This is a genomic window from Nocardioides sp. InS609-2 (genome assembly GCF_023208195.1).
GTDB lineage: Bacteria > Actinomycetota > Actinomycetes > Propionibacteriales > Nocardioidaceae > Nocardioides.
This window is the reverse complement of the sequence record NZ_CP060034.1, coordinates 2,375,580-2,398,368: the sequence shown is the minus strand read 5'-3', so window position 1 is coordinate 2,398,368 and position 22,789 is coordinate 2,375,580. Positions and strand designations below refer to the sequence as shown.

At 68.6% G+C, this 22,789-nt stretch carries 21 protein-coding genes; 8 read left to right on the top strand and 13 right to left on the bottom strand.

Features of this window, described 5'->3' with window-relative positions:
• Nucleotides 1-20 precede the first annotated feature (20 nt).
• Together H4Q84_RS12445 and H4Q84_RS12440 are read right to left on the bottom strand one after the other, a co-directional pair.
• On the bottom strand, nt 21-1,550 hold the full coding sequence (locus H4Q84_RS12445) for a glycerol-3-phosphate dehydrogenase/oxidase (RefSeq protein WP_248579417.1): 1,530 nt from the start codon (nt 1,548-1,550) through the stop codon (nt 21-23).
• Entirely contained in the window at nt 1,547-2,107 is a 561-nt protein-coding gene (locus tag H4Q84_RS12440; RefSeq protein WP_248579416.1) for a TetR/AcrR family transcriptional regulator, read from the bottom strand. The genes H4Q84_RS12445 and H4Q84_RS12440 overlap by 4 nt, the downstream gene beginning before the upstream one ends.
• Nucleotides 2,108-2,124: 17 nt before the next feature.
• Here H4Q84_RS12440 and H4Q84_RS12435 point away from each other — a divergent pair, with 17 nt between their 5' ends.
• A complete protein-coding gene (locus tag H4Q84_RS12435; RefSeq protein WP_248579415.1) occupies nt 2,125-3,705 on the top strand; it encodes an FAD-binding oxidoreductase in 1,581 nt (526 codons plus the stop codon).
• On the top strand, nt 3,702-4,607 hold the full coding sequence (locus H4Q84_RS12430) for a diacylglycerol kinase family lipid kinase (RefSeq protein WP_248579414.1): 906 nt from the start codon (nt 3,702-3,704) through the stop codon (nt 4,605-4,607). Before H4Q84_RS12435 ends, H4Q84_RS12430 begins: the two co-directional genes overlap by 4 nt.
• 209 nt (nt 4,608-4,816) lie before the next feature.
• On the opposite strand, the gene H4Q84_RS12425 is transcribed toward H4Q84_RS12430, so the two are convergent.
• A complete protein-coding gene (locus tag H4Q84_RS12425) occupies nt 4,817-5,971 on the bottom strand; it encodes an MFS transporter (RefSeq protein WP_248579413.1) in 1,155 nt (384 codons plus the stop codon).
• 25 nt (nt 5,972-5,996) lie between these two features.
• Complete coding sequence (locus tag H4Q84_RS12420; protein WP_248579412.1) at nt 5,997-6,638, bottom strand: pirin family protein; 642 nt, start codon at nt 6,636-6,638, stop codon at nt 5,997-5,999.
• 17 nt (nt 6,639-6,655) lie between these two features.
• On the opposite strand from H4Q84_RS12420, the gene H4Q84_RS12415 reads away from it, so the two are divergent.
• Nucleotides 6,656-8,044, top strand: a complete 1,389-nt coding sequence (locus tag H4Q84_RS12415; protein WP_248579411.1) for a GH1 family beta-glucosidase — start codon at nt 6,656-6,658, stop codon at nt 8,042-8,044.
• A 21-nt stretch (nt 8,045-8,065) separates the two neighbouring features.
• Here H4Q84_RS12415 and H4Q84_RS12410 read toward each other — a convergent pair whose 3' ends face one another.
• From H4Q84_RS12410 to H4Q84_RS12395, 4 genes are all read right to left on the bottom strand, one after another.
• Nucleotides 8,066-8,626, bottom strand: a complete 561-nt coding sequence (locus tag H4Q84_RS12410; protein WP_248579410.1) for a hypothetical protein — start codon at nt 8,624-8,626, stop codon at nt 8,066-8,068.
• Nucleotides 8,627-8,737: 111 nt separating this feature from the next.
• On the bottom strand, nt 8,738-9,199 hold the full coding sequence (locus tag H4Q84_RS12405) for an SRPBCC family protein (RefSeq protein ID WP_248579409.1): 462 nt from the start codon (nt 9,197-9,199) through the stop codon (nt 8,738-8,740).
• A 284-nt stretch (nt 9,200-9,483) separates the two neighbouring features.
• On the bottom strand, nt 9,484-10,731 hold the full coding sequence (locus H4Q84_RS12400) for a hypothetical protein (RefSeq protein ID WP_248579408.1): 1,248 nt from the start codon (nt 10,729-10,731) through the stop codon (nt 9,484-9,486).
• Nucleotides 10,732-10,937: 206 nt separating this feature from the next.
• Nucleotides 10,938-12,035 carry an IS630 family transposase gene (locus H4Q84_RS12395; protein ID WP_248579407.1) on the bottom strand — a complete coding sequence of 366 codons (1,098 nt, stop codon included), beginning with the start codon at nt 12,033-12,035 and terminating at the stop codon, nt 10,938-10,940.
• A gap of 209 nt (nt 12,036-12,244) precedes the next feature.
• Between H4Q84_RS12395 and H4Q84_RS12390 the strand changes: the two genes are divergently transcribed.
• Nucleotides 12,245-13,039, top strand: coding sequence for a hypothetical protein (locus tag H4Q84_RS12390; protein ID WP_248579406.1), 795 nt, complete (start codon nt 12,245-12,247; stop codon nt 13,037-13,039).
• Between the two features lie 304 nt (nt 13,040-13,343).
• Here H4Q84_RS12390 and H4Q84_RS12385 read toward each other — a convergent pair whose 3' ends face one another.
• The 5 genes from H4Q84_RS12385 to H4Q84_RS12365 form a co-directional block, all read right to left on the bottom strand.
• The gene (locus H4Q84_RS12385; protein WP_248579405.1) at nt 13,344-13,766 is read right to left on the bottom strand and encodes a DUF1036 domain-containing protein; all 423 of its coding nucleotides are present in this window, start codon (nt 13,764-13,766) and stop codon (nt 13,344-13,346) included.
• Complete coding sequence (locus H4Q84_RS12380; RefSeq protein ID WP_248579404.1) at nt 13,763-13,972, bottom strand: hypothetical protein; 210 nt, start codon at nt 13,970-13,972, stop codon at nt 13,763-13,765. Before H4Q84_RS12380 ends, H4Q84_RS12385 begins: the two co-directional genes overlap by 4 nt.
• Nucleotides 13,973-14,309: 337 nt before the next feature.
• A complete protein-coding gene (locus H4Q84_RS12375; protein ID WP_248579403.1) occupies nt 14,310-14,621 on the bottom strand; it encodes a hypothetical protein in 312 nt (103 codons plus the stop codon).
• A 574-nt stretch (nt 14,622-15,195) separates the two neighbouring features.
• Nucleotides 15,196-15,771, bottom strand: coding sequence for a metallophosphoesterase (locus H4Q84_RS12370; protein ID WP_248579402.1), 576 nt, complete (start codon nt 15,769-15,771; stop codon nt 15,196-15,198).
• Nucleotides 15,772-15,780: 9 nt separating this feature from the next.
• On the bottom strand, nt 15,781-16,974 hold the full coding sequence (locus tag H4Q84_RS12365; protein WP_248579401.1) for an acyl-CoA desaturase: 1,194 nt from the start codon (nt 16,972-16,974) through the stop codon (nt 15,781-15,783).
• A 504-nt stretch (nt 16,975-17,478) separates the two neighbouring features.
• Here H4Q84_RS12365 and H4Q84_RS12360 point away from each other — a divergent pair.
• The 4 genes from H4Q84_RS12360 to H4Q84_RS12345 are packed head-to-tail and all read left to right on the top strand — an operon-like array spanning nt 17,479 to nt 22,727.
• Nucleotides 17,479-18,531, top strand: coding sequence for a sulfotransferase family protein (locus H4Q84_RS12360; RefSeq protein WP_248579400.1), 1,053 nt, complete (start codon nt 17,479-17,481; stop codon nt 18,529-18,531).
• Nucleotides 18,521-19,456: a glycosyltransferase gene (locus tag H4Q84_RS12355; RefSeq protein ID WP_248579399.1), complete on the top strand. Its 936-nt coding sequence runs from the start codon at nt 18,521-18,523 to the stop codon at nt 19,454-19,456. Before H4Q84_RS12360 ends, H4Q84_RS12355 begins: the two co-directional genes overlap by 11 nt.
• A complete protein-coding gene (locus H4Q84_RS12350; RefSeq protein WP_248579398.1) occupies nt 19,453-21,186 on the top strand; it encodes a hypothetical protein in 1,734 nt (577 codons plus the stop codon). Before H4Q84_RS12355 ends, H4Q84_RS12350 begins: the two co-directional genes overlap by 4 nt.
• Entirely contained in the window at nt 21,186-22,727 is a 1,542-nt protein-coding gene (locus H4Q84_RS12345; protein ID WP_248579397.1) for a glycosyltransferase family A protein, read from the top strand. Before H4Q84_RS12350 ends, H4Q84_RS12345 begins: the two co-directional genes overlap by 1 nt.
• Nucleotides 22,728-22,789: the final 62 nt, after the last annotated feature.

The following is a 22,789-nucleotide window of genomic DNA, read 5'->3' as shown; positions in this document are numbered from 1 at the left end:
GTCGTCCGCCTGACGCCGGGTCAGGGCACGGTGTGGGGCGGACGAGTCAGCGCGAGGGCGCGTTCGGCTGCGGCTACGGCGAGTGCCCGGTCCTCGGCGATCAACCCGACCCGAGTACGCCGGTCGAGCAGGTCGCCGACATCGGCAGCACCCTCGTGGGTGACGCCGAAGACCAGCTCGGCCAATGTGACCGGCACGCCCTCGGCTACCGGTGCGAGCAGCGTCTGGTCATCGAGCCCGGTGACCTCGCGGGCGTTGTCCAGCACCAGCGCAGCATCGGTGCCGAACCGCCGGACCAGCCTGGCCGGCAGCTCGAGCGCGGCCAGGTCGGCGCGGGGTGCGGCGCCGAGCAGAGGCGTACGCGCTGTCACGCATGGGCCGGCGTCGAGACCGATGGCGTCGATGGCGTCCTCGGCCATCCGGCGGTACGTCGTGAGCTTGCCGCCAACCACTGTGACGACGCCGCTGGCCGAGCGCAGCACGGCGTGGGTGCGGGAGAGGTCGGCGGTCTCGGTCTGGCCGGCGACCTCGAGCAGGGGCCGGAGCCCGGCGAACGCGCCGACCACATCGCAGCGCCGCAGTGGCCGCGAGAACGCCGCCGCCACGACGTCGAGGAGGAAGCCGATCTCGCCGTCGGTGGGTTCGGGAACATCGGGCACGTCGCCCTCGATGGGCTCGTCGGTGAGGCCGACGTAGATCGTGCCGTCGGGCTGGGGGAGCACGAGCACGAAGCGGTTGGTCTCGCCCGGCACCGGCGCGGTGACCGCGACCCGGAGGCCGGGCAGGGTGTCGGCGCGCAGCACGAGGTGGGTGCCCCGGCTCGGCCGGAGTCGGACCTCGTCGACGAGGGTGTCGGCCCACACACCGGTCGCGTTGACGACGGCCCGTGCCGTCACGGTGTGGGTGGCGCCGGTGAGCTCGTCGCGCAGCTCGACCAGGTGACCAGTGGCGGACAGGACGCGGGCGCGGGTGCGCACGTGCGCGCCGTACGACGCTGCTGTGCGGGCGATCGTGGTGACGAGCCGGGCGTCGTCCTCGAGCTGGCCGTCCCATGACAGCAGTCCGCCGCGCAGGCCGGCGTGGCGCAGGTCGGGAGCCAGAGCGAGCGCTTCGGTCGCGGAGATGCGGCGCGGGTGGGGCAGGGTCTCGGCGGACGTGTGGGCGCTGCGTCGCAGCAGGTCGCCGGCGGCGAAACCCGCCCGGGTCAGGGCGCCCTGGAACCCGCCGACGCTCGAGTTGAGGGGGAGGAGCATCGGCATGGCGTGGGTGAGGTGCGGTGCGGTGACCTCCATGAGGATGCCGCGCTCGACGGCACTCTCGTGTGCAACGCCGACCTGGCCCCTGGCGAGGTAGCGCAGCCCGCCATGCACCAGCTTCGACGACCAGCGGCTGGTGCCGAAGGCGAGGTCGTGGGCATCGACGGCGAGAGTCGTCAGGCCGCGGGTCACGGCGTCGAGGGCGCAGCCGGCGCCGGTGACGCCCAGGCCGATGACCACGACGTCGACCTCGGTCGGCGCTCCGGCCAGACCGGGCGTGATGCGCGGGCTCATGGCGCCAGTGCCCGTTCGACCAGGGTGCGCAGCTCGGTCTCGAGGTCGGTCTCGGTGACGTCGTCGTCGACCATCGTGTGCGCGCTGAGCACGAAGCCGTGGGCGGCCAGCACCAGCGCTCGCGCGATCACCCGCGGGTTGCCGCGCCGGATCGTGCCGTCGGCCTGGCCGTCCACGATCGCCTGCTCGACGAGGACGAGGATCCCCTCCTGCGAACGCCCACGCCGATTGAGCAGGTAGGGCAGCAGCAGCTCGGGATCGAGCTCGACGATCCGCATGAACAGCTCGTTCTCGCGCAGCGCCTGCACCGTCGTCAGCACGCTCTCCATCAGCGTCTTGCCGTGGCTCGCGGCCACCACGTCGCGCCACTCGCGGGTCATCAGGTCGCCGAGCAGCTGCGGCATGTCGGACCACGCGCGGTAGATGGTCATCCGGCTGACGCCGGCCCGGCGGGCGACCTCGGTGAGGGTCGTTCGCCGCCAGCCGACGTCGAGGATGCAAGCCCGGGCCGCATCGAGATAGGAGTCCAGGAGACCGTTGTGACGAAGTGACGTCATATGTCACACTGTAACACATGACCCATGTCGACAACCGCGAGATGCACACCAGCCGCTGGGGCGATCCCGCCTCGGCCACCGCGCTGCCCGAGGCCGCCCGCGGCCTGATCGAGCTGGCCTTCGGCCTGACCGAGACCCCGGCGGTTGAGACGTCCGTGCTGCCCGAGGGGCGGTTCCCATCGGAGGCACTCTCCGAGCTGCGCGCCTTCATCGGCGACGAGCATGTGCTGACCGACGACGACAGCCGACGCCGTCGTACTCGCGGCAAGTCGACGCCCGACCTCCTCAAGGCCCGTGCGGGCGACTGGAGCGACGCGCCCGACGTGGTGGTGCGACCGGCCAGCCACGACGACGTGCAGCGGGTCCTCGACCTGGCCGTCGCCCACCGACTCGCGGTGGTGCCGTTCGGCGGCGGCACCGCGGTCACCGGCGGGCTCGTCGCCCGGCGCGACGGCCTGGCCGGCGTCATCTCGCTCGACCTGGTGCGGATGAAGGCGCTCCGCGACGTCGACACCGTCTCGATGACCGCCACCCTCGAGCCCGGCCTGCGCGGACCCGAGGCCGAGGCGCTGCTCGCCGAGCACGGGCTGACGCTCGGCCACTACCCGCAGTCGTTCGAGTACGCCTCCATCGGCGGCTTCGCCGCCACCCGCTCGTCGGGCCAGTCGTCGGCCGGCTACGGCCGCTTCGACGCCCTCGTCATGGCACTCACCGCGGCCACGCCGTCGGGCCGTCTCGACCTCGGCACCGCGCCCGCCAACGCGGCCGGCCCCGACCTGCGACAGCTGCTGCTCGGCTCCGAGGGCGCGTTCGGCGTGATCACGTCGGTGACCGTGCGGGTGCGGGCGCTGCCCGAGGTGACGGCGTACGACGGGTGGCGCTGGCCGTCGTTCGAGGCCGGCGCGACCGCCATGCGCACCCTGGCCCAGTCGGGGCTGGTGCCGACCGTGATCCGGCTGTCCGACGAGTCGGAGACCGCGCTGAACCTGGCCCGGCCGGAGTCGATCGGCGACTCCAATGACGGTGGCTGCCTGATGATCACTGGCTTCGAGGGCACCCCGGCCGCCGTCGACCTGCGACGTGTCGCCGTGACCGCCGTCCTCACCAACCTCGGAGGCACCCCGCTCGGCGAGGAGCCGGGGGCGGCATGGGTGCACGGCCGCTTCCACGCGCCGTACCTCCGCGACTCGCTGCTCGACGTCGGCGTGCTCGTCGAGACGCTCGAGACGGCCACGTTCTGGTCCAACCTCGACCGGGTGTACGCCGACGTGAAGGCCGCGCTCACCGGCGCTCTGGGTGACGGGGCGATCGTGCTCTGCCACATCTCGCACATCTACGAGACGGGGGCGTCGCTGTACTTCACCGTGGCCGCCAAGCAGGCCGACGACCCGCTCGCGCAGTGGCAGGTGGCCAAGACCGCGGCCAGCGACGCGATGATCGACGCCGGCGCCACGATCACCCACCACCATGCCGTCGGCATCGACCACAAGCCGTGGCTGGAGCGAGAGATCGGGCCGGTCGGCGTGCAGGTGCTGCGCGCGGTCAAGGCGTCGCTCGACCCGGCCGGCGTGCTCAACCCGGGGGTGCTGATCCCGTGACGCGGTCGTTCACGTTTCTCGTCAACCCCGCCGCCGGTGGCGGCGCCGCCCCGGAGGCCGTGGTGCCTGTGGCGCGGGTGCTGCGTCAGGCCGGGGCGACGGTCGAGGTGACCTACTCGCCCGGCCCGCAGGCCATGCGCGCGCTGGCCATCGAAGCCATCGAACGTGGCGACGTGGTCGTCTCGGTCGGTGGTGACGGCATGCTGTCGTCGCTCGCCGGTCTCGTCTCCGGCCTCGGCGGCACCCTGGGGATCGTGCCGGCCGGCCGCGGCAACGACTTCGCCCGGATGCTCGGGCTGCCCGCATCTCCGGCCCAGCAGGCATCGATCCTGCTCGAGGCGTCGCCACGCAAGGTCGACCTGCTGCGCGTCGGCGACCTGCTGGTGGCCGGCTCGGTCTACGCCGGGGTCGACGCCCGCGCGGCCGCCATCGTCGACCGCGCCCGGTGGGTGCCGAGGTCGCTGCAGTACCCGCTCGCTGCGGTGCGCGCGCTCGCTTCGTACAGGCCGGGGCGCTATCGCCTCGACGTCGACGGAACCGGGCACGAGTTCTCCGCGGCGACCGTGGTGGTGGCCAACTCGGCCTACTACGGCAAGGGCATGAAGATCGCGCCCGATGCCGGCCTCGACGACGGGCTCCTCGACATCGTCGTCATCGAAGCGGCATCCCGGGTCGCCCTGATCCGGTCGCTCCCGAGCGTGTACGACGGCTCGCACGTCGCCCGTCCCGAGGTGACCGTGCTGCGTGGCCGGCGGGTCGAGCTGTCCGGCCGTGCTCGGGGCCCCATCCCGGTCGGTGCCGATGGTGAGCCCTTGGGTGACCTGCCTGGGCTGACTGACCCGCCCCTCGTCGTCGAGGTGGTGCCGGGAGCATTGTCCGTCCTCGCTCCCACCGCTGGTTGAGGTGCGAGGAGCGCTAGCGACGAGCCTCGAAACCGAGGCGAAACGGTCTTGGCTTCGAGGCTCGTTTCGAGGCTCGCTGCGCTCGCACCTCAACGCAAGGCTGCGCTCGCACCTCAACGCAAGGCTGCGCTCGCACCTCAACGCAAGGCTGCGCTCGCACCTCAACGCAAGGCTGCGCTCGCACCTCAACGCAAGGCTGCGCTCGCACCTCAACCAGCGGCGGTAGCCGACGCCAGCACGAACCCTGCCGCCACAACCGCGGTGGCTCCCATCGCCGGCCAGAGCAACCCCGGCGCTGCGGCGTACAAGGTCGTGCCGATCGGGCCGGCCAGCATCATGCCGCTGGTGGAGGCGCCGCTGTAGAGGCCCTGGTACTGCCCGACGAGGTGGTCGGGCGCCGCATCGAGGAAGTGCGCGGTGGCGGTCGTCTTGTAGAGGATCTCGCCGGCCGTGAGCACCGTCATCGCGATCACTACCGTCACGACCGTCACCGGCAGACCGAACATGACGGTGCCGACTCCGACCAGGGCGTAGCCGATCGCGATCACGGGGTACGCCGACCGGTGGCGCAACTGCTGCGTCGCCGGGATCTCGAGCAGCAGAATGAGCCCGGAGCCGACCGCGATCACGGTCGCGTAGAGGCCGATGGGCGCCCCCGAGTCTCGCAGGTGCAGCGGGAGAGTCGTGTAGAGCTGGCGATAGACGATGTCGACGAGCACCACGCCGACGAGCAGCACCACCAGCGACCGGTCGGCGCGCACGGAGCCCCACATTCCGGGATGCGGAACCTCCTCGACCTCGACGGCAGGCTCCTCCTTGGGCAGCGCTCGGCTGAGCGCGACCCGGATCGCCAGCACGGCCAGGCCGTCGAGGATGAACAGGGCGTCGCAACTCCAGGTGAACACCAGCGCTCCGAGCAGCGGGCCGATCACGAAGCCGGCGTTGGAGGCGGCCCGGTTGATGGCCACGGCGGTACGCCGGCTGCCCCGGGGCACGGCAAGAGCGGTGAGGGCGCCTGTCGAGACGCCGCCGGTGGCACTCAGATACGCGGCCACCGGGAGGGCGGCTGCCATCAGCCAGACCGGCAGCCACGGCACGGACATGAGTACGACGGCGCCGACCGACGACGCGATGAGCAGCACCCGGCGGTGGCCGAACCGGTCACCCCAGCGTCCGCCGGTGAAGTTGCCCACCAGCAGGGCGACCCCGATGACACCGGAGATCACGCCTGCGGTCGGCGCGCTCAGGTCGCGCGGCCCGGTCAGATAGAGGGTGAGGAAGAGGAAGACGAACGCCGTCGCCGAGCCGACGAAGCGGGAGGCCGCCAGCACCCACACGACGCGGGGCAGCTCGCGGAGGTCCACGGGCAGCACCCTCTCAGACCAGCGCTCAGTGATCGAACGCCCACACCAGCAGCGATCCGGGCGCCGCCAGCTCCAGAGAGCGACCCGGCTCGTCGCGGACGCGCCACGCATCGCCCGAGCTCGCGTCGAACACGTGCAGCAGCGGAGCTTCCGGCAGTACGACGCTCGAAGCGACCGAGCCCACCCAGAACGTCGCCCCGGCCACCCCGATCGGCAGGTCCGAACCCCCGGCAACCCGGTGCAACCCCGCCGCGACAACGGGCGAGGAGACGGCGCGCGACGGCGTACCTCCGGACGAGTCGGGCCGCACCCACGCCTGTACGAACCTGGTCGGCCCGGACGCGGCGTCTGCGATCTCGGAGTGCGTAATGCCCGAGCCGGCCGACTGCACCTGCACGGTCCCGGGCTCCAGCACCGAGTGATGCCCGAGCGAGTCGGTGTGCACCAGCGCCCCCGACAGCACCCAGGTGACGATCTCGAGGTCGCTGTGCGGATGCGTCGGATAGCCGCCTCCGGGCGACACCTTGTCGTCGTTGTGGGCGATCAGCGGCCCGAAGCCGAGGTTCGCGGGGTCGTAGTGCTCGCCGAACGAGAACGAGTGCGCGGTCTCGCGGTCCGGACGTCTGGTCAGCGGCCTCGACGAAGCGGCGTACAGGTCGAGGGTCATGCGGATATCGTCGCCGGGTGACCGACCGGGAGACAACTGTGCGCTCAGCCGGGCGCGACTTCCCGTTGCTGCCCGCCGGCTTCACGTTCGGCACCAGCACCGCGTCGTACCAGATCGAGGGCGCTGCCAGCGCTGACGGCAAGGGCCGCAGTATCTGGGACACCTTCACCCACGCCGACGGCAGCGTCGTCGACGGCAGCACGGGCGACGAGGCGTGCGATCACTACCACCGGGTCGACCAGGACGTCGCGCTGATGAAGGGGCTGAGCCACGGTCTGGGCACCACCGGCTACCGCTTCTCGATCTCGTGGCCGCGCATCCAGCCGACCGGCTCCGGCCCGGCCAACGCCAAGGGCCTCGCGTTCTACGACCGGCTCGTCGACACCCTGCTCGACAACGGTGTCGCACCGATGGCGACGCTCTACCACTGGGACCTCCCGCAGGCGCTCGAGGACGACGGCGGCTGGCTGAACCGCGTCACCGTCGACCGCTTCGCGGAGTACGCCCACATCGTGGGCGCGAAGCTCGCCGACCGGGTCGCGCACTGGATCCCGGTCAACGAGCCCAACGTGGTCACGATGCTGGGCTACGGGCTCGGCGTGCACGCGCCCGGCAAGGACCTGCTGTTCGAGGCCATGCCGGTCGCCCACCACCTGCTGCTCGGGCACGGCCGGGCCGCGATGGCGCTGCGCTCGCACGGCGCCGAGAGTGTCGGCTGCGCCAACAACCACGCGCCGATCTGGCCGGCCAGCGAGGACCCCGCCGACACCGGGATGAGCAAGATCTTCGACCAGCTGTGGAACGGCGTGTATCTGGAGCCGATGCTGCTGGGCCGCTACCCGATCGACATCGAACCGCTGCTCGAGCCCGTCGTACTCCCCGGCGACATGGCCACCATCCGCCAGCCCCTCGACTTCTACGGCGTCAACTACTACAACCCGATGCGCATCGCGGCAGCCGACGAAGGCGCGACGATGCCCTTCGAGATCCGCGACATCCTGGGCTACCCGACCACCGACTTCGGCTGGCCCGTGGTGCCCGACGCGCTGCGCGAGTGGCTGATCGTCTTCCGCGCGCGCTACCGCGCCGCCCTGCCGCCGATCGTCATCACCGAGTCGGGCTGCAGCTACAACATGGGGCCGGACGAGCACGGCGTCGTCGACGACCAGCCGCGCATCGACTACCTCGACGCCCACATCCGTGCCGTCTCCGACGCCGTCAACCGCGGCGTCGACGTGCGCGGCTACTACTGCTGGTCGCTGATGGACAACTTCGAGTGGGCCGAGGGCTACACCCAGCGCTTCGGCCTGGTGCACGTCGACTTCGAGACCCAGAAGCGCACACCGAAGCGGTCCTATGCCTGGTACGCCGACCTCATCGCCGCCCAGCCGCCCGCCGACGCCTGACTGTCCCCGGTCGAGGCAGGCTCAGGGGGACCAGTCGTCGCCGTCACTCCACTCGCGGAAGTTCGTGTCCGCGAACAGCGCGTCGTCCCCGTGCTCCAGCCGCTCAGCAGCGGCCGTCTCCTCGTCGTCGGCCAGCACGATGAGGTCGGCGGGGTCGTCGGTGAGGTAGAAGACGACCACCGAGGACTCCGACACGTCACCGGCCTCGAACCACCGCCGCAACGACTCCCGGCTGACCTCGTCGCCGAGGTAGAGCGCCGACCCGCGCACCTCGTCGGCGTGGTCGGTGCCGTTGGGACGAAGCAGCCGGTAGTGGGCGATCGTCCAGTCCTTCTCGAAGCGGGAGTCGTCGAGCTCGGTCATCCGGTCGGCCAGGGCGCCGAGCTGCTCGACCGTCACGTCCTCGGTGAGCTCGATGTCGATCCACTCGGGATACTGGAAACCCGTATGGGTCTCCACCGCGGCCACGCCCGGCGCCATGGAGAGGTGGTCGCGCACCGCCGTGCCGCCGTAGTCCGGACCCGAGCACCCGGTGAGCACGAGTACGGCGCCGAGCAGGCGGACCGTCCCCCGAAGTCCCATGACCCCATGCTCGCACGACGGGCGGGACGCCCTGTCGCACTCGGACACCGGCGTCTGCGGCCAACTGCGACCGCCACGCTGGCTTGGACGTCCCCTGCGGTGGTTGGCGCGTCAGGACCCGGCGTCGACGTCGCCGCGCCACGCGCCGGACTCGTTGCCCTGCCTCTCGATGAAGTCCTTGAAGCGGTCGAGGTCCTTGGCGACCTGGCGATCGTCGACGTTGACCATCGATCCGAGCTTCTCGAGGAGGCCCGAGGCGTCCCAGTCGATCTGGACCATGACGCGGGTCCTCGACTCGTCGAGGCGGTGGAAGGTGACCACGCCGGCGTGCTTCGTGTCGCCCCCCACGCTGTGCCACGCGACCCGCTCGTCAGGGTGCTGTTCGCTGACCTCGGTGTCGAACTCGCGCTCGACGCCGGCGATGTTGGTGACCCAGTGGCTCCGGGTGTCGCCGATCTGGGTGATCGACTCGACGCCCGACATGAACTCCGGGAAGGACTCGAACTGCGTCCACTGGTTGTACGCCGTGCTGACCGGTACGTCGACATCGATGGACTTCTGGATCTGGCTCACGATGGAACCTCTCTTCGTGTCTGGATGGGTGGTGCCCGCGCTCGGAGCTCGACCGTCTGGTGTCGCTCGCGAACTTCTCGGTACCCGACCCGGGTGCTCCTACGCAGCCTGTGCAGCAGGCTCTGGTCCTGGCGGTGAGGCCCGGCTGCGGGTTGCTCCGACCCGTCGTACGTCTTGACAGTCATAGGCGGGCGAAGTGACGCGCCCTCTCGCCGGGCTCATGGCGCGGCCTGATCATGCGGCGGGGCACGGAGTCGATCAGTAGAAGTGCGCGGCCATCTTTGCTAAAGAATTGCCGCGGGGAGCGGTCGCTGGTCATCCCCGGGCGACGGCAGCATCTCTATGTAGTCAAGAGGGTAGTCCTCGTCACCGGCGCTCGACGATTGAGTGAACTTGCGAGCACCTTTTGCCACCCGCGAAAGAGCCTGTGCGATCTCGTCCTCGGTGGCTGCGCCGCCTCCGACAAGCGCGGCGGCCGCCAGGAGGTCATTCGGGATTGGCTCGGGGCCGGGCTTGTCCTTGGGCCCGGGGAAAGCCTCTACGAAAACCACCCGGAGGGTCCAGTAGGCGTAGAACAATAGGAAGGCTGAAAGCGCTAGCGCGATAATCGCTACGGAGTCGCCGCTCATCACAAGTGTAAGCACTTGACGAGGGATTGAGTACATCGTGTCAGTGGCCTCCACTTCCCCCTTGCGAAGAATCCAAGCGATCGTGACGATTTGGCCAAGGACACCCGTCAGAGTGAAGAGGGCGCCGGCCATCAGACCACCCACGGTGGGAACAGTCGAGGGTCCGATCGTCTTTACGACCAAAGGGGCGAGCCCCACGAATAGTCCGGCGAAGGCGCCGACAACAAGCAACTGGGCAAGACTCTCGTCAGTTGCCTCTCCGAAAATTGCGGTGATGATCTCCTTCGACCCGAAGAGTGCGATGAAGACCGTGGTGCCGACGCTCAGATTGCTGGCCCAACTATCCTTGAAGGTCCATCCTGTCGGCACCCCAACGACAGGCGTGCGCCAATCGACATCCTTGGTCTTGGCTGTCGACACCCCATTACCTGGCGGGTTGGCCGCCGGCTCGTTGTAGGCAATCTTGCCCTGAGCGTCCTTCCCCGGCACCTTCAGCTTCGGTCGAGCCAGATACCAAACGAGGAGAAGAGTGAATGCCGCGAGCGCCATCCAGCCGAAAGGTGGAAGCAGTGGCTCCAAATTCGTTTCCGGCTTCGTGGGGTTGGTCAACACGACCGAGAGGTCGCCCGGAATCGTTGCATCGAAGTGAAGCGTTACGGCGTCACCGTTCCCTGACACGGTGCACGGCTGCACGACCTTCAGCGCGATCTTCATTGTGCGATTGGCCGGCAAAGATGAAGGAACGACCTGCAATGCGCAGTTCTCGATGGCACCGGTGCCTTTGGCTGTGACGGTGTAGAGGACGTCGGAGACGTTGCTGAGAGAGATGTTTCCCGTGAAGCCGCCCTCACTGGTCCGAGACACCGACACCGTGTCGCCACCCTGTGCGTCCGTCGTGAGCACTACACCCGGAGGCTCGTCGGCCCAGCTTGGGCCCGGAGTCAAAAGCACAACCGCAGCAGAAAGGAGCCAGAGCCCAAGATGTCCTGACGCCCGACGTTTCATGGTCACCCCCGTGTGGTGATTCTCTTGCCAGCAATCTATGAGAAGCACTGCAGGTGTCCAGCCTGACTAGTCCACCCTGCCCCATAGCGTCGCGGATACGTCCGCTAGTGGCGCGGATTTGAAGTTGTTGGACGGTTGGCCTTCTTGAGGATTTCCTCGGCGGTCTTTGTCCACACGAAGGGGTGGGAGCGGTCGTTCCAGCCGTCGATGAAGGTGCGGATCTTGGTGTTGAGGTCTTTGACGGACTTGAACACTCCGCGGCGGATGGCTTGTCGCTCGACGATGCCGAACCAGACCTCGACCAGGTTCATCCAGGAGGCGTGGGTCGGGGTGAAGTGGACCTTGAACCGCGGGTTCTTCTCGAGCCACGCGCGGACGTTCGTGTGTTTGTGTGCGGCGTAGTTGTCCATCACCAGGTGCAGCTCGACGGGCTCGCCGTCGCTGTCGAGGACGTGTCGGTAGGCCCGTTCGATCTGCTTGAGGAACGCCAGGAACTCCTGATGTCGGTGCCGTTGCTTGAGGGCGGCGGTGACTTGCCCGGTGGCGATGTCGAGGGCGGCGAAAAGGGTCGAGGTACCGTGTCGGTAGTAGTCGTGGGATCGGCGCTCGATCCGCCCCTCCTGCATGGGCAGGATCGGGACGGTGCGGTCCAGCGCCTGGATCTGGGACTTCTCATCCACGCACAGCACGATCGCGTTCTGTGGTGGCGCGAGGTAGAGACCGCAGATGTCGGTGACCTTCCCGGCCAGCTCGGGGTCGGTGGAGAACCGGAACGATTCGGCCTTCCACGGCTTGACCCCGTAGGCCCGCCACGCGCGGGCGACCGAGGTGTTGCTGATCTTCAGACGCTCGGCAAGCAGTCGCGAGGACCAGTGCGTGACACCCAGCTTCTTCGGCGGCGGCTTCAAGGTCTCGGCCACGATCGCACGATGGTCCAGCGTCCGCGGACGACCAGACCGCGGCTGATCAGCCAGACCAACCAACCCCTTGGCCTGGTACCGCTGCCGCCACAACAACACCGTGGTCACCGTCGCGTCGACCAGCTCCGCGATCCGGGTGTTGGCCACCCCGTCGTCCGCGAGCAACACGATCCGGGCACGCTTCGCAGCAGACGCCGTCACTGTCGATGCCCGGGTCCAACGTTCGAGCTCTTCGCGATCGCCAGCACGCAGAACAAGGGCCGGAGCAGGACGATTCGCCATACCCCCATGATTTCAGACCACAACCATCTAGACAGTTACGACACGAACCACTAGCTGCCCGGCCTCGCGAACTGCGTTGATGGCGCTACCCGTGAGTGGGCTGAACGCGGCGGATAGACGCAGGGCTGTTGGATCGATCCCCGCCAAGCGGTAGGTCGACGGCGGTGGGGTGCGAGCGGGGTAGGCGACTTGGTCTAAGTTCCACGCATATGAACGCTGACCCTCTGGCCGGTCTCTCCTCGCAAGAGGTGTTCGCAGCCATCGTCGTCGCTAACGCCGTCGGCGCACGAGCGGAGGCGTACGACGTCCGAGGCAGGCAACGCGCGTTTGACGTCCGGCTGACGTATCCGGATGGCCGCGAGGCCGCCTTGGAGGTGACCAGCCAAGCCGGTGTGGGCGTTCAGCAGCGAAATTCACTGACGCGCGACGAGGTGCCGAACCCCGGTAGGTGGACGTGGCACATCTCCATTGGGGACGTGAGGGATCTACCCGAGTTGTTGGAGCGGTACGCCCGCATCATCACAACGTCAGAGGCTCTTGGGATTTCTGATCCGTCCAGCCTTTACAGCCGCCATCTGCCGTCCCTCGACTTCGAATGGCTGATGGAGTCCAGCGCCTCCATGTCAGGCATGCCCGACATGGCTGCCGACGAGAGGCCAAACCGGCAGACGATCCGGATCCTTCCGCCTGGGACCGGTGGTGCAGTCGATGACTCGCTCGAGGGGCTACCTGGCGTTATCGCCGGAGTGTTGTCGCTCCCGAATCAGCTGCGCCACGTCGACAAGCTTCGAGCAAGTGGCTATGAGGAGACCCACCTGTTTCTGGCGCTCGATGAGGGCTCTTTACCCTTCGCTCAACGCGCTGCGCTGGTCGGCAAGCCGACTGCGGTGCCGAGCGAGGGCTTGCTCCTGCCAGAGGGATTGAACTTCCTGTGGTTCGTTTCAGACTTTTCCCACACGCTCTACGCCTATGGAGAGGGCGGATGGCGTCTTCACGCCATCTAGAGGGTCGAAAGCAGCGCTCCTAGCGGTTTAGGCTCAGACGTGCGACCAAGGCGCGCCGCGTTCGAGATCTACGTTGGCCACGCCGTCTCGCGACGGAATGACGCTGCCGGGATCGTGGCTTGTCCATGGCCAGGGTTGAAGCCGTTTGCCGGTGAGGCAGCTCGGCGTCTCGCTTGCTGCCTCCTGGCTGCTAGGCCGTCGCCTGGTCGAGGGGCCAGCGGTAAGCACGCGCGGTTATCAGCCATTCGGGAGGCGATGACCGCGCCGCTGCACGACCTGCCGCTCGTGCCGCTGTGAACGCGACCTAGAGGTGCAGATCGACCGTCAGGTCTTGCGACGGTGAGTAGAACTCAAGGAACCAGCATCGATCGAGGGGCTGGTCGAACTGGTACCAGATGCACTCCTTGAACCCGTAGTGCAGTGGCAGGTTTCTCGGACTCCTGTCTCCCCAGCCAGCCACCCAGTTCGATCCGTTCCAGGCTCTGGCGTGCACGTAGACGTACCGTCTCTTGATGCTGCCGGTAATCACCTCTTTTCGGCCCCCAAAGGTCAAAGGTGGTGCCCCTTCGTATGGCGGGGGCAGCGTTTGGAACGGGGGCACGCGATACCAGCCGGCTTTGGCCCAGCTTCCGTCGGGCGGGGGATTGCCGTCGCACATGCGATCCTCGTACATGATCGCGACGTAGAGATCGAGACCGTCGACGCGGTTCACGATCGTGAGGCTCATTTGGAATCGGCCTCCGGCACATCCTCGGCCCGTGCCCGTCGGGCGTCCGCTGGCGGCGGCAACGGGTCGGTCTCATCGTCGTCCGGGATGGCCTCAGCAATGGCCTTGCCCCGTTGGTCGGGCAGTGGTGAATAGTCGCTGCCGCTCGGAAGCGCCTGGCGGCCAGTGGCAGCCTTGATATCGGGGGTGTCGTCATCGCTCGACATGGGCAACTTCCTTCCGACGCGAGCATGGCGCGATGGCCGTTGAGAAGTCAAGAAGCCCGAGTTGTGGCGTTCGCGGAGGGCCAACACCAGGCGGCCAAGAGGGCGAGAACCCACCACACGAGATTCGACGCCGCTCATCACCCGCGGGCTTCCTGCGCACACGCCAATCTTGCTCTCACCAGCGCGGCTCCATGAACCGTTGCGCACAACCAGCGCACCTCGTGGGCCCACCCAGAGGGACTGACGCGGCGGAGCGTCTGTGAGGATCGCCTTCGCAGCCTGATGGTGGTGGGCTGTGGGTGGCGACCACGGGTGTGACCCCCGGAATGACGTACTACTACCTACAGCCCGCGATCTCGGCCGCATCAAGGTAAAACAGGGCGTCCTCGATGTAGTCCGTGTCGCCTGTGTCGTCAGCGAGAGTCAATGCGATGTAGGCCAGCAGGTGGTACGTGCCGCAGTGCGGCGACGAGCGGTCCGCGAGCCCTACGCCCCTCTTCCGATGTGTGAGGGTCTTCCGCAGTTCGTCGACGTTCACCGACGCCAGTTCGTCCCGACCCGCGTCATCGCCGACCCGCCTGAGCTCGTCGAGAACGGCGCGCACGTGGGGTTTCAACATTTCGACGTCCAGCACAGTTTCTTCGCTCATCGGCGATCCTTTCATCAGATCTCAAGGCAAGTCACCTTGCCGCGCTGACACCCCTCACCGCAAGGGTCACTTCAACGCAAGGTGCCTGGCGGCGCCCTCGACGCTCTTTCGCCACGGCTCCGGTGGCAGGCGGTTTCGCCAATGAACGGATTCCTCCTCCGCCGCAGTCTTCAGGTCGAGTTTCTTCAGAATCGACGTGGGCACTTCTCGCACCTTCGGAAGAATTCACAAGTCTTCGATCCTGTCGCGCGTGGGTCGTGCCTGATCGACAACAGACGGTCTGGTCAGAAGCGCCTGCCGCGGCAATCTGGGCGCAATGGGCTACACGGGTCAACGTCCTGGTAGCGACGGGGAGTGCGAGTCACGCCGGTCAGCTTCGGACCAGCGCCGTAGTGCATCTCCGATCGCCGGTCTCGGTTGCACTCACCCTGTGGAACTTTGGCGAGTGAGACCTGTTCCCAACGGTCCTGTCGGTATGGCGTGGGGGAGTCCACATCACGGGTGTTGGTCCTTGGCGGGCATGCCAGCGAGAGCCCTGCTGCATCCTCATCCTCACGTCAAGCCATCGCTGGAGTCACTGCTGGCGCGATGGTGTGCCCACGTTCGCCACGGTTGGCGTGAGCGTGTTGCTCATGTCCGAAGGAGCGGCCGACACCGGGTGGAGTACGACGTTGGCTAGCGCGCCGTCCGCCGCCGTGGCGGTCATGAAGGTGCAGTGAGGTTGGCGCCGGCGATCGCTGGGTGAGCCGGGATTGAGTAGCCGGATGCCGCCGGGCGTCGTGGAGTCCCATGGAATGTGGCTGTGGCCGAAGACGAGCACGTCGAGGCCTGGGTGGGCCAGGTCCATCCGGCGCTCGCGTTCCTGCTTGGCGCCCGTCTCGTGCGTCACGCCGAGCCGCACGCCGTCGATCTCCACTCGGGCGAACTCGGGGATTCGCGCCCGCAGCCTCGGACCGTCGTTGTTTCCCCAACAGGCCACCAGCAGTCGTGACCGAGTCTCGAAAGCGTCCAGGGTCGCCTCGTCGACCCAGTCGCCGGCGTGCACCACGACGTCAGCAGCGTCGATAGCGCTCCACAACTCCTCAGGCAGGCGTTTGGCGCGCGTGGGCAGGTGCGTGTCGGAGGTCAGGACGAGGCGGGTCGGGGCCATGCTCTCGTCCTAACCCGCCGCAGACTGGGCTGCCGCCTCGTCGGGCCCGTGCGCCACCCCGCGGACGAGGTCGCGAACCTGCGAGACGACGTTGTGACGGTTCGTGGCCGCCAGCCAACCGTTCGGCAGTGACAGGCGCAGCACCTTGTGCCACGCCGACGCGAGCTGCCGGGGGAGCGGCGCGGAGTGGTAGGTGAGGCCGTAGCGCTCGAAGAGCTGCTCCACCTCGACGGCTATCTCCGCGTAGCGGTTGCTCGGGAGGTCGGGGAAGAGGTGGTGCTCGATCTGGTGCGAGAGGTTGCCGCTCATCAGGTGCATCAGCGGGCTGCCCGAGATGTCGGCCGACCCGAGCATCTGGCGCAGGTACCACTCGCCGCGCGTCTCCTGGTCGTCGAGCGCCGGTGTCTCGAAGGTCTCGACGCCCTCGGGAAAGTGTCCGCACATGATGACCGAGTGGCTCCACACGTTGCGCAGGAAGCTGGCGGTGAGATTGGCCGTCAGGGTGCTGCGCCACCCAGGCCCGGCCAGCAGTGGGTGAACGACGAAGTCCTTGGTCACCTGTTTGCGGATCTTGGCCAGGGCCGTGCCCACACGCTGTTTCAGCTCAGGGGTGAAGCCCCGCTTCTGGCGCAGGTGCTCGCCGAACTCGATGTCGTACATTGCGATGCCGTACTCGAAGATGCAGGCGTTCAGCAGGTTCCACAGCGGCTGGGCGAGATGTCGCGGTTCCCACTCCTGGTCCTCGTCGACGCGCATGATGCCGTAGCCGAGGTCGTTGTCCTTGCCGAGGATGTTCGTGTAGCGGTGGTGGGTGTCGTTGTGGGCGTGCTTCCACTGCTCCGGCGGGGAGGCGTGGTCCCAGTCCCAGGTCGTGGAGTGGATCTTCGGATCGCGCATCCAGTCCCACTGGCCGTGGAGCACGTTGTGCCCGATCTCCATGTTGTCCAGGCTCTTCGCCACCGCAAGCCCTAGCGTGCCGACCACCCAAGCAGGGCGCCAACGGCCGGCCAGCAGCGCGACGCGACTGCCGAGCTCGAGACTGCGCTGGAACCTGATCACCCGACGGATGTACGCCGCGTCACGAGCTCCCCGGCTGTCGACCACGCGCTGCCGGACCGCGTCGAGCTCGCGACCGACTTGCGCAACATCTTCCAGCGTCAGGTGCGCGACCTGACTGTGTCGTTGCTTCTGGAGGACCGTCATTGAACACCTCGTAGTCATGTCCGGAGAGGTCCGGTACCCGTTGCAGACCGTTCCACCCGTCTGACAGCCGGAGCCTCGGGGTGGCCGGGGGGCAGGCGCTTCCTGTCAGATGTCAGGAAGCCGCGAGGACGGAGGAGGTCAGCCGAGAGAAGTGGGGGGACATCGCGTTACGGCGCAGGGCGACGAGCACCACGTGGAGGAGAAGGGCGTCTCGGGTCATCGACCAAAGGAGCCTCCCTTCCCGCAAGCTCGCCCGAGGACCACATGTTCGAACATCGTGCTCGATTACCCTCCCATGCCGACTACAAGGCACTGATCTGCGCAGAGCATGCGCCTGATCGAGGCCGCGAGCAGAGGAAAGGCCAGCGCACGAAATCCGCAGCACCTTCGATGGAGCGATCTGGTCTCGTGACACCTCGCTCGCCCGTCGCGAGGTAGCCAATCTCCGGAGGAACCCGCGCCGGCGCTCACGCCTCCGATTTCGCCGACGATAGGCTGCCCGCCATGTCGACAACTCCGGTGCAGCCGTCGGACCAGCCGCGCCGGATCGTGTTCGTGGCGGGCTCCGGGCGCAGCGGCACGAGCGTCATGGCGGGCACGCTCCGCACCCTCGGCCTGCACGTCCCGCAGCCCGAGGTGGCAGCCGACTCGACCAACCCCAAGGGGTTCGGTGAGCCGCAGTGGGTGGTCGACCTGCACGACGAGCTGCTCAGAGCCAGCAACGTGCAGGTCTCCGACGCCCGGCCCCAGGCCTGGCTCGAGGCCGGCAAGGTCAGCGCAGACCACGCGGTGCGCGAGCGCGTCACGCAGTGGCTGACAGGCCAGTTCGAGGCCGGCGACGAGCTGGTGATCAAGGATCCGCGGGCCGCCTGGTTTCTCGGGCTCTGGCGGGCTGGAGCCGACCGCAGCGCCGCCACGTCGTCGTACGTCACGATGCTCCGGCCCGTCACCGAGGTGGTCGGCAGCAAGCAGGCCTACTACGACGCTCGCCAGAGCGGCGTCACCCGCACCGCCGCGTGGATCAACATGATGCTGCACACGGAGCGGGCCACGCGCGGGGAGCCGCGGGCGTTCGTGCGGTACGCCGACATGCTGGCCGACTGGACCATTCCCGTCTTCCGCATCGGCGACGCCTTCGACCTGCACGCCGTGAAGACCGCGATGGCCAACGACATCCGCGAGGTGCACAAGTTCATCGACCCGAACCTCCGCCGAGTCACCCTCACCTGGGACGACGTCGACGTGCCCGACCGCCTCCGCGACCTCGCCGACGAGACGTGGCACGCGCTCGACGGGCTGGCCGACGAAGGTGGTGACGACGCGAGGGCACACGAGACGTGCGACCAGCTGCGGGTCGCCTACGCCGACATGTACGCCGAGGCGGAGGCCTTTGCACACTCCACGACGCTGGCCGCGCGCCGCGAGGGCGCCCGCACCGCCACCGGCCCGGCCCCGGCCGCGCAGAGCCGGGTCGACAAGGTGCCGCACGCCGTACGCGCGATGGTGCCGCCCGCCGCCCGTCAGAAGATCCGGAAGGCGCTGGGGCGTGAGCGCTGACATCCCCACGCTCGAGGGCATCAGCGAGTACGACGTCACCTGGCCCTGGCGCGAAGGTCGACTGAGCCCCGGGCTGACGTGTGTCTTCCGGGTGCGCAACGAGGCGCGCAACCTGCCGTGGGTGCTGCCGCCCATCCTCGACGCCGTGCAGCACGTGGTGTTCGTGGACAACGGGTCCGACGACGGCACCCCCGAGCTGGCCGCGCAGATCGCCAAGGAGCACGGCGCGACCGACAGGTTCACCGGGCTGACCTATCCGCACCAGGTCTCCCGCGCCGGCGCCGAGCACCTGGCCACGCCGGCGACGAGCGTGCACTCGCTGGCGCACTTCTACAACTGGTCGTTCAGCAAGGTGCGCACGTCGTACTCCATGAAGTGGGACGGCGACATGGTGCTCTCACCCGAGGGCGTGTCGATCCTGCGCGACCTCTCGTGGCAGCTCGAGACCAGCCGGGCGATCGTCGCGATGCCGCGGCACCCGCTGACCGTGGTCGACGAGTCGACCGGCTGGATCGACCTGAGCCTGAGCTTCCTGGAGCCGTGGATCTACCCGATGGGGCCGGATTTCACGTTCGTGAAGGCGTTCGACTGGGAGCTGCGCGAGTACCCCTCCGACACCGAGCGGATCGTGCTGCCGCAGGGGTTGTGCGTCGAGGTGATGTGGCACGACGCCGACGAGTTCGCGCACTGGCGCAAGGACGGCGTCGACTTCACAAACACCCGGCTCTACCGCAAGCTGCGGGAGTTCGAGGTCGACGACGCGATCCGCACCGGCACGCCGCTCAACGGGCTGGTGAAGGTGACCGCACCGGCCGGCGTCCACATCATTGACCACGTCACGCACACCTGGCTGCGCGAGCAGCCGCGGCCGCTGGTCAAGCACTCGCTGCCCCCGAGCCTCTCTCTGCGCAAGGCGAAACCGTGACTCATCCCCTCGACAGCTTCCTCGCCAACGCGCCCACGCCGATCCTCATCGTCACGGCGGACAACCCCGTCGTGGCGGCACTCCCCACCGGCTTCGACGGCTCGTTCCTCGCGCTCTCCCAGGTGGATCGTGGTGCCCCGGTCAAGCGCGGCTGGAAGTCGATCCTGCTCGTCGCGTCCGACCGGGCCACCCTGCGTCAGGCTGCATCCGTCATCCCGCGCCTCGGCCAGTGCCGCACCGTCGGCGTCTGGCTCACCGAAGGCACCAGCCCGCTGGTGCTGCATCCGCGCGGCGAGTGGGCGCCGCTCTCCAGCCTCAACGCCCGGCCGCTGGCCCGGGGGTTCCTGACTGTCGCCCGCTTCGACGACCCGGTGGGCGCCCATGCGGTGCTCGCGGAGTTTGCCCGCCAGGCCGTGCCGGGCGCCGACGCCACTCATGGCGGTGTCGTCGTGGCGTACGCCGGCCGGCCGGCCGCGCCGGGTCTCGACGTGCGGGCGCTGCATGTGTCGTCGGTCGAGGAGGCCGGGGACGCTGACCGTGACGTCCCGCCGGACGTTGTGATCTCGACTTCGCTCGACCAGCCGGAGACTCACCACGTCATCGACCGCGCTCCCACCGTGGTCACCGACCCCGGGCTCGACCCGGTCGACGAGCTCGTCTTCAACCCCGTCGGCTGGCGCAAGGACTGGGACCGCCCCGTCATCGACCTGCTCAAGCTCGCGCCCGGACCTGCCGGCGTCACGGAGGCGATCGTCGACCGGGCGCGCGGTCACCAGGGTGTCCGGGTCGACCTCGGCCGCGACGACGCCAACCACGTGCTGCGGCTCGCGATGGCCGGGGTGCCGCTCGTAGCCACCGGCACCGGGATCGGTCTTTCCCCCGCGGTCATCGAAGCCCTGTCCACGACCGCCGACCTCGCCGACCCGCTCTCTCGCGAGGAGCACGCCCTTCGCTTACGTCGCGCCACCTTCGCCCACCACTCCACGCTGGCCTGGCGTTCCGGCCTCGCCGCGCGCGCCGGCGTACGCCATGCGGGGTTGCCGGCGGTGAGCGTCCTGCTCGCGACGATGCGGCCCCAGCAGCTCGACTTCGCGCTCGGCCAGGTGGCCGCGCAGCGTGGCGCCGACGTTGAACTGGTGCTCGCGACGCACGGGTTCGCCGCCGACGAGGAGCAGGTGAGGGCGGTGCTCGGCGCGACGCCGTACGTGTTGCTCGACTTCGAGAAGGATGCCTTCTTCGGTGACGTGCTGAGGGCCGCGGCCCGCGCTGCGTCGGGCGAGGTGCTGATGAAGATCGACGACGACGACTGGTACTCCCCGCATGCCGTGCACGACCTGCTGATGGCCCGTCGTTTCAGCGGCGCAGACGTGGTCGGGATGCCGTCGGAGTTCGTCTACCTCCAGCAGGACGACGTCACCGTGCGCCGCAACCACCCGTCCGAGTGCTTCAACCGCTTCATCGCCGGCGGGACGATCATGATCGACCGCGGGATGCTGCGCGCCCTGGGCGACTTCCGCCGCGTACGACGCTTCGTCGACACCCAGCTGCTCGCCGGCGTGGAGGCAGCCGGTGGCCGGATCTACCGCACGCACGGGCTCGGCTATGTCCTGCGGCGTACGGGCTCCGGGCACACGTGGGCGATGGACGACGACCAGTTCCGGCGGGCGGAGATCACCGAGACGCAGTGGCCGGGCTTCCACCCCGGCAGCGAGATGCGGGTGGCCGACTGATGCCGCGGCAGACCGTCGTACGCCACAACGACTGGAGCGTGCTCACCCCGCCGGCGCTGGGGCAGTGGGAGCCGACGAAGACCGTCACGATGGTGGTGCCGGCGTACAACTATCACCGCACGCTGCCCTACGTGCTTGCCGGTCTGGCGGCGCAGAGCTACCCAGCCCACCTGATGGAGGTCGTCGTCGTCGACGACCAGAGCACGCCGCCGCTCGAGCTGCCCGAGGTGCGGCCCGACAACACCCGCATCCTCCGCGTCGAGTCGGGCTGGGGGCGCGCGAATGCCGCTCACCTGGGGGCGTTGGCGAGCGACGGCGAGGTGCTGCACTGGTACGACGCCGACATGCTCGCCCATCGCCAGGAGGTCGAGGCGCAGCTGCGCTGGCACCACCTCATCGACTATGCAGTGCCCGGTGGCGACAAGCGGTTCGTCGACCCGGCATCTCTTTTCGACCGTACGCCGACCGAGGTGCGCGACGTCGTCGCCGAGGGTGGCGCGGCCGACCTCTTCCCCGGCGAGGAGCACGAGAAGCACACCTGGGTGGAGGGCTTCTGGAAGCGCACCGATGATCTGCGGAAGGCCGGCCCACGCGCGCAGCGGGTGCACATCGGCATGACCGGCTCGGTCTCCCGTGACCTCTACTTCTCCTCACGCGGCTTCGACCCGATGCTCCGTCTGGGCGAGGACATGGCCGTCGGCCACGAGCTGGCGCAGGCCGGCGGCGTCTTCATCGTCGACCGCGAGGCGATGAGCTGGCACCTCGGCCGGTCGCAGGTGCTGCGTCGCGCCGAGCTGGTCAACCGCTACAACGACCCGTACCTCGCCAACCTCGTGCCCGCGATGCGCCCCAAGCGCAACCGGCACGGCCGCACCTACGAGGTGCCCTACCTCGAGGTCGTCGTGCCGCTCGGCCCCGCCGACGAGACCGTGCGCGTGGTCGACGCCCTGCTCGACTCGTCCGTGCCCGACCTGCGGGTCGTCGTCGTCGGACCCTGGGACGACGTGCACGAGGACCGCATCCAGCCCGTCGAGGACCCCGTGCTCGAGACCCGCATCGTGCACCGGTCGTATCGCGGCGAGCCCCGGGTGCGGCTCGTGTCATCGGTCGACCCGGACACCGACGCGGAGTTCCGGCTGACCCTGCCCGGCGTCGCCTTCGCGCCGTCGTACGACGCGATGGGCGCGCTGCTCGACGACCTCGAACGCACCCACCACGGCGAGCGCATCATCGCCTTCCCCGACGGCTCCACCACACGGTTGACACGGATCGCGGCCCGGGCGCGGGTCGAGCGACTGCTCGACGAGGGCGAAGACCCCGACGCGCTGATGGCCGCGGCCTTCGGCCTCGTGGAGTACGACGCGGCGCGGGCCGGGTTCCTGCCGATCGCCGATCGCGTGGTCGAGCGGTTCGAGCTGCGCGCCAAGCCCGCAATGGACCCGGCTGCGTCGTCGGCGCTGCTGGACGAGAAGTTGTCGCGGTCGGACGCCGAACCAGAGCAACTGGGCGACGACAGGCGCAACTGGTGGCGGCGTAGCTGAACTTGTCGGCCCGTGCACTGCCTGACAAGTTCAGGAATCCCCGGTCGACCGGGGATTCCGAA

What these genes read in the sequence shown, in the direction of transcription:
- H4Q84_RS12445 (WP_248579417.1), bottom strand. Translation starts at nt 1,550, where the DNA reads ATGAGCCCGCGCATCACGCCCGGTCTGGCCGGAGCGCCGACCGAGGTC.
- H4Q84_RS12440 (WP_248579416.1), bottom strand. Translation starts at nt 2,107, where the DNA reads ATGACGTCACTTCGTCACAACGGTCTCCTGGACTCCTATCTCGATGCG.
- H4Q84_RS12435 (WP_248579415.1), top strand. Translation starts at nt 2,125, where the DNA reads ATGACCCATGTCGACAACCGCGAGATGCACACCAGCCGCTGGGGCGAT.
- H4Q84_RS12420 (WP_248579412.1), bottom strand. Translation starts at nt 6,638, where the DNA reads ATGACCCTCGACCTGTACGCCGCTTCGTCGAGGCCGCTGACCAGACGT.
- H4Q84_RS12410 (WP_248579410.1), bottom strand. Translation starts at nt 8,626, where the DNA reads ATGGGACTTCGGGGGACGGTCCGCCTGCTCGGCGCCGTACTCGTGCTC.
- H4Q84_RS12395 (WP_248579407.1), bottom strand. Translation starts at nt 12,035, where the DNA reads ATGGCGAATCGTCCTGCTCCGGCCCTTGTTCTGCGTGCTGGCGATCGC.
- H4Q84_RS12390 (WP_248579406.1), top strand. Translation starts at nt 12,245, where the DNA reads ATGAACGCTGACCCTCTGGCCGGTCTCTCCTCGCAAGAGGTGTTCGCA.
- H4Q84_RS12385 (WP_248579405.1), bottom strand. Translation starts at nt 13,766, where the DNA reads ATGAGCCTCACGATCGTGAACCGCGTCGACGGTCTCGATCTCTACGTC.
- H4Q84_RS12380 (WP_248579404.1), bottom strand. Translation starts at nt 13,972, where the DNA reads ATGTCGAGCGATGACGACACCCCCGATATCAAGGCTGCCACTGGCCGC.
- H4Q84_RS12375 (WP_248579403.1), bottom strand. Translation starts at nt 14,621, where the DNA reads ATGAGCGAAGAAACTGTGCTGGACGTCGAAATGTTGAAACCCCACGTG.
- H4Q84_RS12370 (WP_248579402.1), bottom strand. Translation starts at nt 15,771, where the DNA reads ATGGCCCCGACCCGCCTCGTCCTGACCTCCGACACGCACCTGCCCACG.
- H4Q84_RS12365 (WP_248579401.1), bottom strand. Translation starts at nt 16,974, where the DNA reads ATGACGGTCCTCCAGAAGCAACGACACAGTCAGGTCGCGCACCTGACG.
- H4Q84_RS12360 (WP_248579400.1), top strand. Translation starts at nt 17,479, where the DNA reads ATGTCGACAACTCCGGTGCAGCCGTCGGACCAGCCGCGCCGGATCGTG.
- H4Q84_RS12345 (WP_248579397.1), top strand. Translation starts at nt 21,186, where the DNA reads ATGCCGCGGCAGACCGTCGTACGCCACAACGACTGGAGCGTGCTCACC.